Source organism: Flavobacterium sp. CR10 (genome assembly GCF_055814415.1).
The window spans coordinates 1,821,779-1,838,633 of sequence record NZ_CP185985.1 but is presented as its reverse complement, the minus strand read 5'-3'; the positions used below and the strand labels follow the sequence as shown (position 1 = coordinate 1,838,633).

14 protein-coding genes and 2 tRNA genes are annotated in these 16,855 nt (G+C 34.2%); 8 read left to right on the top strand and 8 right to left on the bottom strand.

The window, feature by feature from the left end; genetic code table 11:
* Positions 1-202: 202 nt before the first annotated feature.
* From ACNRYB_RS08245 to ACNRYB_RS08235, 3 genes are all read right to left on the bottom strand, one after another.
* Positions 203-1,108 (bottom strand): DMT family transporter, encoded by a 906-nt coding sequence (locus ACNRYB_RS08245; RefSeq protein ID WP_129746474.1) that lies wholly within the window; start codon positions 1,106-1,108, stop codon positions 203-205.
* A 78-nt stretch (positions 1,109-1,186) separates the two neighbouring features.
* Positions 1,187-2,203, bottom strand: coding sequence for a UDP-glucose 4-epimerase GalE (gene galE, locus ACNRYB_RS08240; protein ID WP_473729752.1), 1,017 nt, complete (start codon positions 2,201-2,203; stop codon positions 1,187-1,189).
* A gap of 41 nt (positions 2,204-2,244) precedes the next feature.
* Positions 2,245-3,378, bottom strand: a complete 1,134-nt coding sequence (locus tag ACNRYB_RS08235; RefSeq protein ID WP_129746476.1) for a DegT/DnrJ/EryC1/StrS family aminotransferase — start codon at positions 3,376-3,378, stop codon at positions 2,245-2,247.
* A gap of 138 nt (positions 3,379-3,516) precedes the next feature.
* Here ACNRYB_RS08235 and ACNRYB_RS08230 point away from each other — a divergent pair, with 138 nt between their 5' ends.
* Both ACNRYB_RS08230 and ACNRYB_RS08225 read left to right on the top strand, forming a co-directional pair.
* The gene (locus ACNRYB_RS08230; protein WP_473729751.1) at positions 3,517-4,746 is read left to right on the top strand and encodes a 3-deoxy-D-manno-octulosonic acid transferase; all 1,230 of its coding nucleotides are present in this window, start codon (positions 3,517-3,519) and stop codon (positions 4,744-4,746) included.
* Between the two features lie 338 nt (positions 4,747-5,084).
* Positions 5,085-5,300: a PG1828 family lipoprotein gene (locus tag ACNRYB_RS08225; protein WP_008467260.1), complete on the top strand. Its 216-nt coding sequence runs from the start codon at positions 5,085-5,087 to the stop codon at positions 5,298-5,300.
* Between the two features lie 139 nt (positions 5,301-5,439).
* On the opposite strand, the gene ACNRYB_RS08220 is transcribed toward ACNRYB_RS08225, so the two are convergent.
* The 4 genes from ACNRYB_RS08220 to mutS all read right to left on the bottom strand — a co-directional run bounded on the left by ACNRYB_RS08220 (position 5,440) and on the right by mutS (position 9,048).
* Positions 5,440-5,823 carry a DUF1508 domain-containing protein gene (locus ACNRYB_RS08220; protein WP_473729750.1) on the bottom strand — a complete coding sequence of 128 codons (384 nt, stop codon included), beginning with the start codon at positions 5,821-5,823 and terminating at the stop codon, positions 5,440-5,442.
* Between the two features lie 282 nt (positions 5,824-6,105).
* Positions 6,106-6,191 (bottom strand) — tRNA-Leu (locus ACNRYB_RS08215).
* A 15-nt stretch (positions 6,192-6,206) separates the two neighbouring features.
* Positions 6,207-6,279, bottom strand: a tRNA-Gly gene (locus ACNRYB_RS08210).
* 162 nt (positions 6,280-6,441) lie between these two features.
* Positions 6,442-9,048 (bottom strand): DNA mismatch repair protein MutS, encoded by a 2,607-nt coding sequence (gene mutS, locus ACNRYB_RS08205; RefSeq protein ID WP_473729749.1) that lies wholly within the window; start codon positions 9,046-9,048, stop codon positions 6,442-6,444.
* 158 nt (positions 9,049-9,206) lie between these two features.
* On the opposite strand from mutS, the gene ACNRYB_RS08200 reads away from it, so the two are divergent.
* From ACNRYB_RS08200 to ACNRYB_RS08185, 4 genes are all read left to right on the top strand, one after another.
* A complete protein-coding gene (locus tag ACNRYB_RS08200; protein WP_129748767.1) occupies positions 9,207-9,638 on the top strand; it encodes a DUF1573 domain-containing protein in 432 nt (143 codons plus the stop codon).
* A 75-nt stretch (positions 9,639-9,713) separates the two neighbouring features.
* On the top strand, positions 9,714-10,250 hold the full coding sequence (locus tag ACNRYB_RS08195; protein ID WP_129748766.1) for an RNA methyltransferase: 537 nt from the start codon (positions 9,714-9,716) through the stop codon (positions 10,248-10,250).
* Positions 10,251-10,292: 42 nt separating this feature from the next.
* Positions 10,293-12,473: an Ig-like domain-containing protein gene (locus ACNRYB_RS08190; protein ID WP_473729748.1), complete on the top strand. Its 2,181-nt coding sequence runs from the start codon at positions 10,293-10,295 to the stop codon at positions 12,471-12,473.
* 1 nt (position 12,474) lies between these two features.
* Positions 12,475-12,825 (top strand): MmcQ/YjbR family DNA-binding protein, encoded by a 351-nt coding sequence (locus ACNRYB_RS08185; protein ID WP_473729747.1) that lies wholly within the window; start codon positions 12,475-12,477, stop codon positions 12,823-12,825.
* 3 nt (positions 12,826-12,828) lie between these two features.
* Here ACNRYB_RS08185 and folK read toward each other — a convergent pair whose 3' ends face one another.
* Positions 12,829-13,965: a 2-amino-4-hydroxy-6-hydroxymethyldihydropteridine diphosphokinase gene (gene folK / locus ACNRYB_RS08180; protein ID WP_473729746.1), complete on the bottom strand. Its 1,137-nt coding sequence runs from the start codon at positions 13,963-13,965 to the stop codon at positions 12,829-12,831.
* Positions 13,966-14,103: 138 nt separating this feature from the next.
* On the opposite strand from folK, the gene sppA reads away from it, so the two are divergent.
* Entirely contained in the window at positions 14,104-15,861 is a 1,758-nt protein-coding gene (gene sppA, locus ACNRYB_RS08175; RefSeq protein ID WP_473729745.1) for a signal peptide peptidase SppA, read from the top strand.
* Between the two features lie 12 nt (positions 15,862-15,873).
* Positions 15,874-16,821: an alpha/beta hydrolase family protein gene (locus ACNRYB_RS08170; protein WP_129748761.1), complete on the top strand. Its 948-nt coding sequence runs from the start codon at positions 15,874-15,876 to the stop codon at positions 16,819-16,821.
* Positions 16,822-16,855: the final 34 nt, after the last annotated feature.

The following is a 16,855-nucleotide window of genomic DNA, read 5'->3' as shown; positions in this document are numbered from 1 at the left end:
TTAAGTGTTCAGTATTCAGTTTTTAGTGATCAGTTGAAAACTATACATACAAAAAGCTCTGAAAAAATTTTGTTTTTCAGAGCTTTTTGTCATTTCGACGAAGGAGAAATCTTCGCAAGAAACTCTACATAGAAAGCCTAAAAACTTTGCAAAGCTACTTGCGAAGATTTCTCCTTCGTCGAAATGACATACTAAAAGAATACTACAAAACCTTCTTTTCTTTCTTCTTGTAATTCACAATAAAAACTCCAAGAATAATAAGAGTTGTAGCAATAATAAAATCAACTGTAATTACTTCATCTAAAAGCAACCAGCCCAAGAAAACTGCAATTACTGTATTGATGTAGGACAAAATAGAAACCTGAACTGGAGTAACGTGTTTCAGAGCATAATTATAACTAAAGAAAGCAATTACAGACCCAAAAATCGACAAATACAATGCCGCTAAAATACTTTTCGCACTCCATAAATTCACATCAATAGTAGGCGAAAAAATAAATGCTAAAACAATCTGAATGCATGAAGCCATTGTAAATTGGTAAAATAAATTAAGAACTATATTTTTAGATTTATTCCCATGCAGTTTGGTATAAATTGTTCCCGCAGCCCAGGCAGAAATTGCAAATGCCATAAACATCATTCCGATTCTGTAATCGGCATCTAAAAAAGATCCCAGTCCGTCTTTAAATATAAAAACGACTCCCGAAAATCCTATTATAACTCCAATAAATCCTTTAAAACTTGGCTTTTGTAGTTTAAACAAAATACTGCCCAGAAAAATAAGTATAGGAGACATCGCACTGATTACCGAAGCTAGTCCGCTTGGCACAGTCTGTTCTGCAACGGTTGTAAAACCATTCGCTACTACAATCATCAAAATAGAAGGAACAAGCTGATGTTTTAAATTTTCCCAGCCAATCCATTTTAATTCTTTTTTGAATAATAAAATCATCATCATAATTAGTCCCGCCAATCCCTGACGAATGGAAGTTACAAACCAAGGCGGAATCGTTTCAACCGCAACTCTAATTCCTAAAAAGGTAGTTCCCCAAATAATTCCAACAGCCGCTAAGGCAAATATTAATTTATAATCTAAACTTTGTTTCATAATAATTAATAGCTAAAAAAAATCCCAAACTATATTGCTATAATTTGGGATCTTAAAATTTATAATTTTATTAAAAAATTACTTATTCCTCACTTTTTGTTCCCATTTCCAAGCACTTGCCATCGCTTCATCTAGACTTAGTTCAGCCTTCCATCCTAAAACATTATTTGCCTTGTCTGTATTTGCATAAGCTTCAGTAATATCACCTTCGCGACGAGGCATCATCTTATAAGGCAATTGTTTACCGCTGACTTTTTCGAAACTATGAATGACTTCAAGAACAGAACTTCCTTTTCCTGTTCCTAAGTTGAAAGTCTCCACTTTTGCCAAATTCTTTTTATTCAACAAACGCTGTAAAGCGATTACGTGCGCTTTCGCTAAATCTACTACGTGAATATAATCACGAATTGCAGTTCCATCTGGCGTTGGGTAATCATTTCCGAAAACCGATAATTCCTGACGCAATCCTACTCCAGTTTGTGTAATAAATGGAACTAAATTCTGAGGAACCCCCAATGGCAATTCACCAATCTCTACAGATTCGTGCGCTCCAACTGGATTAAAGTAGCGTAATAAAATAGCGCTGATATTGGTAACTTTAGCTGTATCTGTAATAATTTCTTCTCCGATCTGTTTTGTATTTCCGTAAGGAGACATTGCAGTTTGAACCGGAGCGTCTTCTGTAATTGGCATTTTTTCGGCTTGACCGTAAACCGTACAAGAAGAGCTGAAAATAAAACTTGCTTCAGGTTTTTGCTGTAATTCCTGTAAAAGATAAACTAAACTGCTAATGTTGTTTTCATAATACAACAAAGGCTGTTCAACACTTTCACCAACAGCTTTTGAAGCTGCAAAATGAATAACTCCAGCAACATCATTATGCTTTTTAAAGAAATCCCGAACGTCACTTTTTTCTCTTAAATCAATTTTTTCGAATAAAGGCGTTTTTCCTGTAATGGCTGTAATTCCTTTTAAAACATCTTCTGAAGAATTCGAAAGATTATCAATAATCACAACTTCGAAGCCTTCATTTTGCAGTTCGACTACGGTGTGAGAACCAATAAATCCCAATCCTCCTGTTACTAATACTTTCATTTTGCGGTTGTTTTTTCTAGTGGTTATTTAGTTTAAAGCTTTTATTTATTCAAAAATTCTAAAACAGAATCGGTAATAAATTTAATTTGTTCGTCGTCAAGTTCTGTATGCATTGGCAAAGCAATTACCTCTTGCACTAATTGGTTTGTAACTGGAAATTGCTCCTCTTTGTAACGCGGATCTAAATATGCTTTTTGAGAATGCAATGGAATTGGATAATAAATCGCACATGGAATTCCTTTATCCAATAAATGCTGCATTAAAGCATTTCTATCGGCATCTAAAATTCTTAATACATATTGATGAAAAACGTGGTCATTTTCGTTTGCATCAAAATCAGGAGTAACAATTTTTGCATTACCAGCGAAAGCCGCATTATATTTAGTTGCCGCCAGACGACGAGCTTTATTATATTCATCCAAAAGAGGCAGTTTTGCATTTAAAACTCCAGCTTGAATACTATCTAAACGTGAATTTACACCTACAACATCGTGGTGGTAACGCTCATACATTCCGTGATTTACAATTCCGCGGATAATGTGAGCCAATTTATCATCATTTGTAAAAATTGCTCCTCCATCTCCATAACAGCCTAAATTTTTAGAAGGAAAGAAAGAAGTTGCCGCAACGTGGCCAATTGTACCTACTTTTGATTTTGTTCCAGATTTAGAAACATAATCAGCTCCAATTGCTTGTGCATTATCTTCAATTACATATAGATTATGCTCTTTAGCAATTTCCATAATCGCATCCATATTTGCAGCACGTCCAAATAAATGAACCGGAACAATTGCTTTTGTTTTTGGTGTAATTGCTTTTTTTACTGCATCAATATCGATATTCATATTATGCAAATCAACATCTACCAAAACTGGAGTTAACTGCAATAAAGCAATCACCTCAACAGTCGCAGCGAAAGTAAAATCGGCAGTAATAACTTCATCGCCTGGTTTTAAATCCAATCCCATCATGGCAATCTGCAACGCATCTGTACCATTCGCACACGGAATAACGTGTTTTACTCCTAAATAGTCTTCAAGATTTTTTTGAAACTGATGAACCAAAGGCCCATTGATATAAGTATTTGTATCTAAAACTTCTTGAATTGAAGCATCTACAGTAGATTTTATTTTTTCGTATTGACTTTTCAAGTCAACCATTTGTATTTTTTTCATTTTCTAAATGTATTTAAAAAATTAAAGACGCTGTTTTTGGACAGAAATCTCTAAAAGGAGGAACAAAAATAGTTATTAATCGCTTCAAACCAATGAAAATAGTCGAAAGAAATGTAATTTAGCTGCAAAAAAAATTACATGCTTTTTTTATACAATCTAGCCATATATCTTGCGAGTTTTTTCTTAAGAATTGTAACATTATTTAGTCCGAAAATTAAACTTTTTGTTGAAGGTCGAAAAAATGTGTTTTCAATTTTAGAAGAAAAAATCAACGCTGACGATAAAACAATTTGGTTTCATTCGGCCTCACTGGGCGAGTACGAACAAGGACTTCCTGTTATAGAAAAAATTAAAGAAAAATATCCTCAACATAAGATAATTGTAACTTTTTTTTCTCCTTCTGGATATGAAGTCCGCAAAAATAACACTGTCGCAGATGTTACCGTTTATTTACCACTTGATTCCAAAAGTAATGCTAAAAGATTTTTAAAATTAATTCATCCCGAACTTGCATTTTTCATTAAATATGAATTTTGGCTTAACTATTTAAAGGAATTAGAAAAAAGCAAAACGCCAACATACTTAATTTCTGGAATTTTCAGAGACAATCAGATGTTTTTTAAATGGTACGGAGGATTCTATAGAAAAGCACTGAATGCCTTTACTTATTTCTTTGTTCAAAACGAAAAATCAAAACAAAAAATAGAAAGCCTAGGCTTTAAAAATGTAATTGTTTCTGGCGATACCCGTTTTGATCGTGTAAATGCCATTTTAGAAAGAGACAATCGACTGGATTATGTGGAGAGTTTTAAAAACAACCAACCAACGATTGTTATTGGAAGTTCATGGCCAAAAGATGAAATCTTAATTGCAGAATATATTAATCAAGCATCTGATCATATAAAATTTATAATTGCACCACACAATATCAAGCCAGATCAAATTTCAGATCTCCAATCAAAAATTACAAAACCGACAATTTTATTTTCAGAAAAAGAAAACAAAGATTTATCTATTTACAATGTTTTTATAATAGACACAATTGGAATCCTGACTAAAATTTACAGTTACGGAACGATTGCTTATGTGGGCGGCGGATTTGGAAATCCAGGAATACACAACATTCTAGAACCTGCCACTTTTGGAATTCCGATTGTAATTGGACCTAATTATTCAAATTTCGCAGAAGCAGTTGATTTAGTTAAAATTGGTGGCTGCATATCCATATCAACAAATATAGAACTAAAAGAAATCCTTGATCGATTATTGAATGACAAAAGCTTTCTAGAAGAAAAAAGCGAAATCTGCAGATCATTTATTCAAAACAACAAAGGAGCTACTGAAACAATCATGAAACTTATCTCATAGCTTTTTGAGCAGATTTAAAGCGTTAAATTCCGAAAAACAACAAAAAGGATTGCACTTTTGCTACTAAAATATTCTAGGAAATAGTCTTAAAAAACAAAACAAACCGTAAGACAGATAAATAAAACAGCCTGTTTTTATAAAGAATCTTCAATGAAAAATTATTTAGGCAATAAATTAGATAATTTAAGAAAAATTTATAATTTTGGCATATTATTTGATAAATAAGACAAACGTGAGCAGGGAAAATATTTTAAAAAAAAAGTGAAAAAATATTTTACATATTAAAAAATTTATATCTTTGCCACGAATTAATAATTAACCTTTTATAATAAAGTAAGATGAAAAAAGTATTTTTAAGTTTAGCTGTTGTTGCTGTATTAACTGTTGTATCTTGTAAAAAAGCTGACGCTGCTGCTGAAGCTCCTGCTGTAGATTCTACTGCTGTTGCTGTTGATTCAGCTGCTGCTGTTGTTGATTCTGCTGCTGCAACTGTTGATTCTGCTGCTGCTAAAGTTGATTCTGCTGCTGCTAAAGTAGAAGAAGTAAAAAAATAATTAGAACCTAAGTTCTAACGATTTTAAAACCATCTTTTAGATGGTTTTTTTTTTGCGATTAATTTTTTTTCATTAATCCAGAACAATAAAAAAGCGTCTGTATTTACAAACGCTTTTTTTTATTACCCATATCTTTTTTCTACTCCGCAGCTTCTTCCATTTCCTCTTCAAGCTCTTCATCACCAAAAATTGACTCACTCGAAGAAAAATCCAAAATCTCCGATCTGGAAGAATATGTTACAATTTCTTTTATTCCTTTTTGCAAAAGCAATTCTGTACTGTATTTTCGACTTGTAGCAAAGTGAACATCACCCAACATCAATTTAAAAAAATACTTCCCGCCAGAACCTTTAAATTTCAAAAATTTCGCAAGATCAATATTTGCTTTAAACCTCTCAATATCCTCTTCACATTCAAACCTCAATTCATAACTCAAACTCGTAAAAATCACTTTCCCCTTTCGCGAAGTAAAAGTAAATTTATATTCATCATTAAACCGCCTGCTGATCACAAAAGCACCCATTTATTAATTTTAGATTTTAGATTTTAGATTGTTGATTTTAGATTTCTGAGATTCTGAGATTCTGAGATTCTGAGATTCTGAGATTCTGAGATTCTGAGATTCTGAGATTCTGAGATTCTGAGATTCTGAGATTCTGAGATTCTGAGATTCTGAGATTCTGAGATTCTGAGATTCTGAGATTCTGAGATTCTGAGATTCTGAGATTCTAATAAATTTACTGCGTAAATTTATTATCCGCAAGTCTGCAAATAAAAAAAGCCTCTTCAAAAGAAGAGGCTTTAGTACTCAGAGCGGGACTTGAACCCGCACGAACATTGCTGTTCACTGGATTTTAAGTCCAGCGTGTCTACCAATTTCACCATCCGAGCATTGTATGGTTTTAGAGCGAAAAACGGGGCTCGAACCCGCGACCTCGACCTTGGCAAGGTCGCGCTCTACCAACTGAGCTATTTTCGCATTTTTAAATTTTACTAAGAACTGCAACACTTCATTTGTTTCGTATTGCGAGTGCAAATTTAGGACATTTATTCAATTACACAAGCGTTTTTTCAAAAAAAAATCGACTTATTTTATAACGTTCTGATAACCTAAAGTTTAAAATCGAAAAATTTTTGAATTTTATTTTTTAACCAGCATTCTTTTGATCTCATTCAGTTTCATCAATGCTTCTACTGGTGTAATGGCATTAATATCGAGATTCAGAATCTCTTCTTTTATCTCTTCTAACAAAGGATCATCCAGATTAAAGAAACTCATCTGCATTTCTTCATTTGCCGATTTTATTCCGTTCAAAGCATCGCTAGAATGATTCTTTTCTAATTTCTTTAAAAGTTTTTGCGCTTTCGAAATAACCAGCTGAGGCATTCCGGCCATTTTTGCCACGTGAATTCCAAAACTATGCGCGCTTCCTCCTTTTACCAGCTTTCTAACAAAAAGAACAGTATCTTTTAATTCTTTTACCGCCACATTGAAATTCTGGATTCTTGGCATCGATTCCGTCATTTCATTCAACTCATGATAATGCGTTGCGAAAAGCGTTTTAGCTCTTCCTGGATGTTCGTGCAAGAATTCCGCAATTGCCCACGCAATTGAGATTCCGTCATAAGTACTCGTTCCTCTTCCAATCTCATCCAGCAACACCAAACTTCTATCTGATAGGTTATTCAAAATAGAAGCAGTTTCATTCATTTCGACCATAAAAGTAGATTCACCCATCGAGATATTATCAGAAGCTCCAACTCTGGTAAAAATCTTATCGACAATTCCCATTCTAACACTATCAGCAGGAACAAAACTTCCCATTTGAGCCAGAAGCACAATTAAAGCTGTTTGTCTTAAAATTGCCGACTTACCCGACATGTTAGGCCCCGTAATCATAATAATCTGCTGCGTTTCTCTATCTAAGAAAACATCATTTGCAATATATGGAGTTCCAACAGGCAATTGTTTTTCAATTACAGGATGTCTTCCGTTTTTAATATCTAATTCAAATGTATCATCGATTTCAGGCTGCACATATTGGTTTTCTACAGCCATTTGCGTAAAAGAGCACAAACAATCCAATTGCGCAACCAAATACGCGTTCATTTGAACTGGTTTGATATAAGTTGAAATCCAAGCTACTAATTGCTCAAAAAGTTCACTTTCTATTTTATAGATTTTTTCTTCTGCTCCTAAAATTTTGGTTTCGTATTCTTTTAATTCTTCTGTAATGTAACGTTCTGCATTTACCAAAGTTTGTTTACGAATCCATTCTTCTGGAACTTTATCTTTATGCGTATTTCTAACTTCGATATAATATCCAAAAACATTATTAAAAGAAATTTTCAATGACGAAATTCCAGTTCTTTCAGATTCACGTTTTTCGATCCCTTCTAAAAATTCTTTTCCTGATGTTGAAATAGAACGCAATTCATCTAATTCCTCATTTATTCCTGCCGCTATCGCATTTCCTTTTGAAATGGCAACTGGCGCATCTTGATTTAAAGTAGTTTTAATTTTTTCGCGAAGCAGATCACAAGCATGCAAACTGTCTCCAATCACTTTTACAGCTTCTTGCGGACTTTCCAGCGCAAGTGTTTTAATCGGAATAATAGCATCCAAAGATTCCTTTAAATACACAATTTCACGAGGAGAAACTTTTCCTGCAGCAATTTTAGAAATCAAACGTTCTAAATCTGAAATCTGTTTGATTTGATATTGGATATTATGAAGAATTTCAGGGTTTGACTTTAAATAAGCCACAACTTCATGACGGCTTTTTACCTTATTTGCATCTTTCAAAGGCAAAGCCAGCCATCGTTTTAACAAACGACCTCCCATTGGAGAAAGTGTTTTATCAATCACATCCAAAAGCGTCACTGCATTTGGATTATAGCTGTGATATAATTCTAAGTTTCTTATCGTAAAACGATCCATCCAAACATAAGCATCTTCCGCAATACGCTGAATTGCCGTGATATGTTGCACGCGATTATGCTGTGTCTCTGACAGATAATACAGAATCGCCCCAGAAGCGATAATTCCTTCTTTTAATTCTTCAACACCAAATCCTTTTAAGGAATTTGTCTGAAAATGCTTTGTCAAGGTTTCTAAGGCATAGTCTTCTTTATAAATCCAATCTTCTAAGAAAAAACTATGAAAATCTTCTCCAAAAGCAGTTTTGAAATCATTTTTATTATTCTTTGGAACCAAAACCTCACTCGGATTGAAGTTCTGCAATAACTTATCAATATATTCTGCATTTCCCTGAGCCGTTAAAAACTCTCCTGTAGAAACATCTAAAAATGAAATTCCGATATTTTTATTAGCAAAATAAACCGATGCTAAGAAATTGTTTGACTTTGACTGTAAAACCTCGTCGTTCAGAGAAACTCCTGGAGTCACAAGCTCCGTTACACCTCTTTTTACAATAGTTTTAGTCATTTTCGGATCTTCCAGCTGATCGCAGATTGCCACACGAAGTCCGGCCTTTACCAATTTTGGCAAATAAGTATTTACAGAATGATGCGGAAACCCAGCCAATGCTGTTTCGGTATCAGACCCTGCTCCTCTTTTAGTTAAGGTTATCCCTAAAATTTTTGAAGCTCTAATGGCGTCTTCTCCAAAGGTTTCATAAAAATCTCCTACTCTGAAAAGCAGACATGCATCAGGATATTTAGCCTTGATCTCGTTGTACTGTTTCATTAAAGGTGTTTCCTTCACCACTTTCTCTTTAGCTGCCAAATTATTATATTTTTAAATGAAAAATTAAGACAGCGAATTTATGATTTTTTGGCGGCATATCGAAAGCTTCAAAAATTAAAATATTTTAAGATATTTTTAGTTACTGATTTAAGAATTTTACATAGCTTTGTTTATCATTTAAAAAAAGACCCTTAAAGATGAAAAAAATAATTTTATTCGCTATGTTGGCTGTTGCTGGTATCACAGTTACAAATGCACAAACAACTAAAAAAGCTAAAGCAGCTAAAGTTGCTAAAGTAGAAGGAGCAGGAATGCTTTTTGAAACTGAAACTATTGACTACGGAACTATCGCACACAATGCTGATGGAAAACGTGAGTTTGTTTTTGTTAACAACGGAACTAAACCATTAATCATTACAAACACTCAAGGATCTTGCGGATGTACTGTTCCAACTACTCCAAAAGAACCAATCGCTCCAGGAGCTAAAGGTGTTATTGGTGTAAAATATGCTACTGACAGAGTTGGTGCTTTTACAAAAACTGTAACTGTTACTTCTAACGCAGAAGGACAACCAACAAAAATCCTTACTATTAAAGGTACTGTTTTACCAGATCCAGTAAAAAGCTAATCTGAAAAACATTTAAAATAATGAAAAAGCTTCCTTATCTTTGGAAGCTTTTTTTATGACTACAATTCAAAAACAATGAGAAAACTCGAAAACAGCGAACTAGACCGTAAATCAATTGAAGATTTTAAAAAATCGGAGAAAACTCCTTTAATCTTAGTTTTAGATGATATTAGAAGTCTGCACAATATTGGTTCTGTTTTTAGAACAGCTGATGCGTTTTTGATTGAAAAAATAATTTTATGTGGTATTACTGCAACTCCTCCAAACAAAGAAATTCATAAAACCGCTCTCGGTGCAACCGAAACTGTTGCTTGGGAACATCATGAGAATGTTTTGGAAGTGATTGAAAATCTAAAAAAAGAAAATGTTTTGACTATGGCTATTGAGCAAGTCGAAAGTGCGATTTTTCTTCAAGATTTCAAAATCGAAAAAGGTCAAAAATATGCTTTAGTTTTTGGTAATGAGGTTTATGGCGTATCACAACAAGCTGTTGCGATCTGTGATGGATGCATTGAAATTCCTCAACTGGGAACAAAACACTCTCTTAATATTTCTGTAAGTGCCGGAATTGTTGTCTGGGATTTATTTCAAAAAATAAACTGGCCTGAATAAAAATTTATTTTTTTATTCTCAATTAATTGATATTTTTAGCGAATGAAGAATATCAAATTAGCAACCATTTCTCTTTTATTTTCTGTTTTAAGTTTTAATTTTTCCAATGCAAACGAAAATACAAAAACTTTTAACAAAAAGAATGCACACTTCTCAAAACCCAACATAAAATCAAAAGTAAAGAAACAAAAGAAAACCAGTTTTGCAATTGATCCACCTAAACTTATTGCGCAAGGAGATCAACTTTACTGTCCTCAAACATCAATTAATATTGTAACAGATTTTAGAATTGATCACGATGTTGCTGAAAATGGAGCACAGGTGCTTTACATTCAGATTTCCTCTGGATATTCAAATGGCTTTGACCGATTAGAGCTAAAAAATCCGACCTTGCATCCTAATATTGTAACCAGTTGGGACGCTACTTCCGGAAAGCTAAGATTGTCTGGAACAACTACTTCTGACACTCCTTATGATGATTTTGTTTCAGCAGTAAAGGATGTTGTATTTACCAACTCTTCTGCAACAGCTAGTGGCACAAGAACTTTTTCTATTACAATAGGACAAGCTAATTATTTGGCATCTACTGGACATTACTATCTCTTTATACCAAATGTGGGTGTAACTTGGACAAGCGCTCGAGATTTAGCAGCAACTAGTACTTACTATGGTCTTCAAGGTTATTTAGCGACAATTTTATCTGCTGATGAAGCAAAACTAATTGGTGAGCAAGCTTCTGGAACTGGATGGATTGGAGGTAGCGATGCTGAAACTGAAGGTGTCTGGAAATGGGTTACTGGCCCTGAAGCTGGAACTATTTTTTGGAACGGAAATGCAAATGGCTCGACACCAAATTATGCGTTTTGGAATACAGGCGAACCTAACCAACAAGGCGATGAAGATTACGCCCACATCACTCAGCCTGGTGTTGGAATAAGGGGGTCTTGGAATGATTTATCAAATACAGGAGACACCAGTGGTAATTATCAGCCAAAAGGCTATGTGGTGGAATATGGTGGAATGCCAGGAGAGCCCACGTTACAAATTGCTGCAAGCACCAAAATCACTATTCCTGTAGCAACTCCAGCTATTGATCCAACACCGGTTTGCGATTCTGGAAGCTTTACCTTTAATGCAACTGCAACTGCCGGATCAACAATTAGATGGTTTGATGCTGCTGTTGGAGGAAATTTATTGGCAACAGGCCCGACTTATACTACGCCAACAATAAATGCAACTACAACTTATTATGTTGATGCTGGCTGCGAATCTAACCGAAAATCAGTAAAAGCAAATGTATATGCCACTCCTACAATTCCAGTAACAGAAAAAGACACTTATACAAATTGCGGTCCAGGAACTCTAACGATTAAAGCAACTTCAAATGTTGGGATCATAAATTGGTTTACTTCGGCAACTGGAGGAACAAGCGTTTTTCAAGGAACAACCTTTACAACTCCCACAATTTCATCCAATACTACTTATTATGCCGAAGCTTCAAATAACGGATGTAATAATCCGACCAGAACTCCAGTAAATATTGTAATTTATACCCCTCCAGCCGTTACAGACGAAACCTTGACTCTATGCCAGTTTCAATCGATAACATTAGATGCGGGAGTTTCTGGAATGAGTTATTTATGGTCAAATGCTAATGAAACTACTCAGCAAATTACGGTTAGCAAAGGAGGTAAATATACTGTACTTGTAACAAGTCCGGAAGGCTGTTCGAACACAAAAACAATTACGGTTGAAGAACATATGATTCCTCAAATTGCACGCGTTGATGTTGAAGGAACAAGAGCCATTATTTATCCTGTAAAAGAAGAAGATTACTTTGAGTATTCTGTTGATGGTGTCCACTACCAAGATTCAACAGTTTTTTACGATGTCCCTGGTGGATTGCAAACCGCTTACGCAAGAGCAAAAGGATGCCCTGAAACTGAAAAACAATTTGTAGTACTTGTTTTTCCTGCATTTTTTACTCCAAACAATGATTCTTACAATGATGTTTGGGAAGTTACTGGAATGGAAAATTACCCTCAAGCTGTCGTTACAATTTTTGATCGCTACGGAAAATTAGTCGCGCAGTTAAGCCGTTTCAAAATGAGCTGGGATGGCACTTTTAAACAAGTTCCGCTTCCTGCATCTGATTATTGGTATGCTCTAAAAGTCGATGATTCAATGCCGGTATTAAGAGGACATTTTACATTAAAAAGATAATATGAATATAGAAACCATTCGAGAAATCTGTCAAAAACTAACAGGTACAACCGAAGATATAAAATGGGAACACGACCTAGTATTTTCTGTGGGTTCAAAAATGTATTGTGTTGTTGGGCTTGACCAAAATCCCACTTCTGCTTCATTTAAAGTTTTGGATGAAGAATTTGAAGAAATGAGCCATAAACCTGGATTTAAACCTGCGCCTTATGTTGCCAAATACAAATGGGTTTTAATTGATGATATTACAAGAATGAAAAAATCAGAATGGGAAAAATACATTCAGCAGTCTTATCGTCTTGTTCAGGAAAAATTATCTGCAAAACTTAGAAAACAACTCGGAATAATATAAATTTTAAGAAGCTGTTTTATTCTTAATTTCATTCAAGATATAAAGATAATCTTCGTGTTTCTTCACAAAATCACGGTCAGAAACATCAATGATTAAAACATTCAAATCGGTTTGAGATTTTATGTATTCCAAATAGCCGTTATTGATTTTTTCTAAATAAGCAGCTTCAATATTCTGTTCATAAACTCTTCCGCGCTTTTTGATATTTTGAAGAAGGCGATCTGTATTTTGATATAAATAAATATACAAGTCTGGCTTTGGCATTTCTTTGTAAATAATATCGAATAGATTTCTGTACAAACGATATTCATCTTCTGCAAGCGTTATTTTAGCAAAAATCAGAGATTTAAATATATGGTAATCGGCAACAATAAAATCTTTAAACAAATCAAATTGCGCCAAATCATCGGCTAACTGCTGATAGCGATCTGCTAAAAAAGACATTTCTAAAGGAAACGCATATCGGCTTTGATCTTTGTAAAACTTTGGAAGAAACGGATTATCAGCAAATCTTTCTAAAACTGTTTTCCCATTAAAATCCTCTGCAATTTTATGCACCAAAGTAGTTTTTCCTGCTCCAATATTGCCTTCAAAAGCAACATAATTAAATTGGTTTAACGGAATTTCTCCTATCGGACTTTTCAGATCCTGAACAACTGTACATACACTGTCGTCTGGAGTAATGGCAATCAATTCTGAAACTGTTTTCTGCAAAATTGGATGTTCCCAATTTAACTTTAAATCTTGCATTGGCAGTAAAACAAAATTTCTATTTTGCATTAATGGATGCGGAACCTGAAGTTTTTCTGTATCAATTATTTCTGCATCAAAAGCAATTAAATCAACATCAATAATTCTAGATTGATATCCTTCTTGATTCAAGCGGATTCTTCCCAGTTCCTTTTCGACTTTTAAAATCTGATTGAGTATTTTTTGTGCAGATGAATAGGTATGCAAAAGAAGTGCGCAATTATAAAAAGCATCACTCTCAAAACCCCATGCAGGAGTCTCGTAAAGTTTTGAAACCTGAATGACAGTTCCCACATTTTGGTGTATTAAATCAATACATTTCTGAATGTTTTCTAGTCTGCTGCCTTGGTTGCTGCCTATCGATAAAACGACTTGATGCTGTAATTTCATAATTAATGCAAATTAACTAAAACTATTTTAGAATTAACCAATATATTTGTGAAACGACGTCTCAAATCCAATCCTAAATTTAGATGTCTAATTTGTAACATTTTGCCCTTTTTCGCTACTTATTAAAAAAATATACATATGAAGTTTTTAGGAAATGTAATTGCCACAGTAATTGGTATTTTTGTTTTTATTATGCTCTTCTTTTTTGGAGTAATCTTTATCGGAGCCATTTTTGGTGGAGACGACACAGTTTCTGTCAAATCTGATTCGGTTATCGAATTGAACTTAAAAGAAATTAAAAACGATTACGCAGGAAAATACAAAGATCCGTGGGTAACTGTTTTTTCAGACAAAAAAGGCATTGGTCTGACCGATGTTATTAATGCTATCGAAGCGGCAAAAACAGATGATAACATCAAAGGAATTTCGATTTTAAATGACGAATCTTCTCTTGGTCTTGCACAATATAAAGATTTAAGAAACGCCTTAGAGAGCTTTAAAAAATCTGGAAAATTTGTCTGGGCTTATGCCAATACTTATTCTCAAAAAGAATATTATTTAAATTCTGTAGCTAATACAATTTACATAAATCCAGCGGGAGATTTAGATTTTAAAGGTCTTTCTTCTGAAGTTATGTTTTTCAAAGATTTTCAGGATAAATCAGGCATTCACATGGAAGTTATTCGCCATGGAAAATATAAAAGTGCCGTTGAACCTTTCTTAGAAAATAAAATGAGTGATGCCAATAGAGAACAAATCACTGCACTTTTGAACTCTATCTGGTCAATAGTTTCTGCTGATATTTCAAAAAGCAGAAATATTCCGCTTCCTAAACTAAACGAAATTGCAAACGGACTTTTGGCAAGAACTCCAGAAATGGCCAAACAACAGCATTTAGTTGATATCATTGCTTACGAAGATGTTTATCATGATGCGATTAGAAAAGCGCTGAAAGTAGACAAAGACGAAGATTACAACAAAATTTCAATCTCAGATTATACTCAAAATCACGTAACAACAGCTTTAGCTAATACTGCGACAGATCAGATTGCTATTATTTACGCTCAAGGCGAAATTGGAAGCGGTGAAGGTGATGTAAATACGATTGGAGAAGGTTCAATGAGACGTTCTTTGCAAGAAGCAAGAAAAAATGACGATGTAAAAGCGATCGTTCTTAGAATTGACAGCCCAGGCGGAAGCGCATTAACATCTGATTTAATTTGGAGAGAAATCGAAATTACTAAAAAAGTTAAGCCTGTTGTAGTTTCTATGGGTAATTATGCCGCTTCGGGTGGTTATTATATTGCTTGTAACGCTAATAAAATATTTGCAGAAAACAATACCATCACAGGTTCTATTGGAGTTTTCGGAATGTTGCCAAACTTTAGCCCATTGGCTAATAAATTAGGAATCAATTCTGAACAGGTCAAAACGCATGAGAATTCTGCAAACTACAGTCCGTTTTTACCAGTTGATGAAAAATTCAAAGCGTTTACTTTAGAAGGAGTTGAAAAAATTTATAACACATTTGTAAGCCATGTTGCTGAAGGCCGTAAAATGTCTTTTGCACAAGTTGATTCTATTGCTCAAGGTAGAGTTTGGTCTGGAACTGAAGCTTTAAAAATTGGTTTAGTGGATAAAATCGGCGGCTTGAATGATGCGATTGCTGAAGCTGCAAAAATCGCTAAAGTAAAAAAATACAGCACTCAAAATTATCCTGAATATGAAAAAACCTTAAACGATCTATTGGGTAATCTCCCTTTTGCAAAATCGAAAGAGGCATTTATAAAAGAAGAAATTGGAGAAGAGAATTATCTTCTTATTGAACAGGTGAAAAAATTCCAAAAACAAAAAGGAATACAAGCCATATTGCCTTACGGAATCAATATTTATTAATTGGATTAAAAGATGAACAAAGTAATTCTTTTTCTAACGGTTTTGTTTTGGAGTTTCTTAAACGCCCAAACCAAAAAAGAAATCACGTTTAAGGAAACGCCAGCGATTTTAAAAATAAATAACGATCAGATTTTTGGTACGTTGACAACTCCAGATTTAACCAAAAAGTTTCCGGTTGCTTTGATCATTGCTGGTTCTGGCCCAACGGACAGAAACGGAAATAATCCGATGATGAAAAACAATTCGTTAAAAATGCTGGCAGAAGCTCTGGCAAAAAACGGAATTGCATCTTTACGTTACGATAAAAGGGCAATTGGAGAAAGTAAAGCAGCAGGAGGATCTGAAAGCAGTTTGGTTTTTGAAAATTACATTCAAGATGCCAAAAGCTGGATTAATTATTTAAAACAAGACAAACGTTTTTCTAAAATAATTATAATCGGTCACAGTGAAGGTTCGTTAATAGGAATGGTTGCCAGTCCAAAAGCGGATAAGTTTGTTTCGATTGCAGGCGCAGGCGAACCTGCAGATCAAATTCTAAAAACACAGATTGGAGCAAAGTCAATGAAACAGCTTAATGACATGACTTTTCCGATTATCGATAGCTTAAAAAACGGATTTGAAGTCAAGAAAGTTGATCCAATGCTGAATTCTCTTTTCAGACCAAGTGTTCAGCCTTATCTGATTTCGTGGTTTAAATACAATCCGCAAACCGAAATACAAAAGCTTACTATTCCTGTTTTAATCGTGCAAGGAAACAATGATATTCAGATTGCGGTAAAAGATGCCGAGAATTTAAAGCAAGCCAACAAAAATGCAGATTTGCAAATTATTGACAAGATGAACCATATTATGAAAATTATTGATGGCAATCAGGAAGACAATATGGCTAGCTACAATAATGAAACACTTCCAATTTCTGAAGTCTTAGTTGAGAAGATTGTCTCTTTTATTGAGAAGTGATAAAATAAACACCCTAAAAAATCCGTTTTGAAAA

What these genes read in the sequence shown, in the direction of transcription:
- folK (WP_473729746.1), bottom strand. Translation starts at nt 13,965, where the DNA reads ATGAAATTACAGCATCAAGTCGTTTTATCGATAGGCAGCAACCAAGGC.
- ACNRYB_RS08245 (WP_129746474.1), bottom strand. Translation starts at nt 1,108, where the DNA reads ATGAAACAAAGTTTAGATTATAAATTAATATTTGCCTTAGCGGCTGTT.
- ACNRYB_RS08225 (WP_008467260.1), top strand. Translation starts at nt 5,085, where the DNA reads ATGAAAAAAGTATTTTTAAGTTTAGCTGTTGTTGCTGTATTAACTGTT.
- ACNRYB_RS08230 (WP_473729751.1), top strand. Translation starts at nt 3,517, where the DNA reads ATGCTTTTTTTATACAATCTAGCCATATATCTTGCGAGTTTTTTCTTA.
- ACNRYB_RS08235 (WP_129746476.1), bottom strand. Translation starts at nt 3,378, where the DNA reads ATGAAAAAAATACAAATGGTTGACTTGAAAAGTCAATACGAAAAAATA.
- sppA (WP_473729745.1), top strand. Translation starts at nt 14,104, where the DNA reads ATGAAGTTTTTAGGAAATGTAATTGCCACAGTAATTGGTATTTTTGTT.
- ACNRYB_RS08195 (WP_129748766.1), top strand. Translation starts at nt 9,714, where the DNA reads ATGAGAAAACTCGAAAACAGCGAACTAGACCGTAAATCAATTGAAGAT.
- ACNRYB_RS08200 (WP_129748767.1), top strand. Translation starts at nt 9,207, where the DNA reads ATGAAAAAAATAATTTTATTCGCTATGTTGGCTGTTGCTGGTATCACA.
- galE (WP_473729752.1), bottom strand. Translation starts at nt 2,203, where the DNA reads ATGAAAGTATTAGTAACAGGAGGATTGGGATTTATTGGTTCTCACACC.
- ACNRYB_RS08185 (WP_473729747.1), top strand. Translation starts at nt 12,475, where the DNA reads ATGAATATAGAAACCATTCGAGAAATCTGTCAAAAACTAACAGGTACA.
- ACNRYB_RS08220 (WP_473729750.1), bottom strand. Translation starts at nt 5,823, where the DNA reads ATGGGTGCTTTTGTGATCAGCAGGCGGTTTAATGATGAATATAAATTT.
- ACNRYB_RS08170 (WP_129748761.1), top strand. Translation starts at nt 15,874, where the DNA reads ATGAACAAAGTAATTCTTTTTCTAACGGTTTTGTTTTGGAGTTTCTTA.
- ACNRYB_RS08190 (WP_473729748.1), top strand. Translation starts at nt 10,293, where the DNA reads ATGAAGAATATCAAATTAGCAACCATTTCTCTTTTATTTTCTGTTTTA.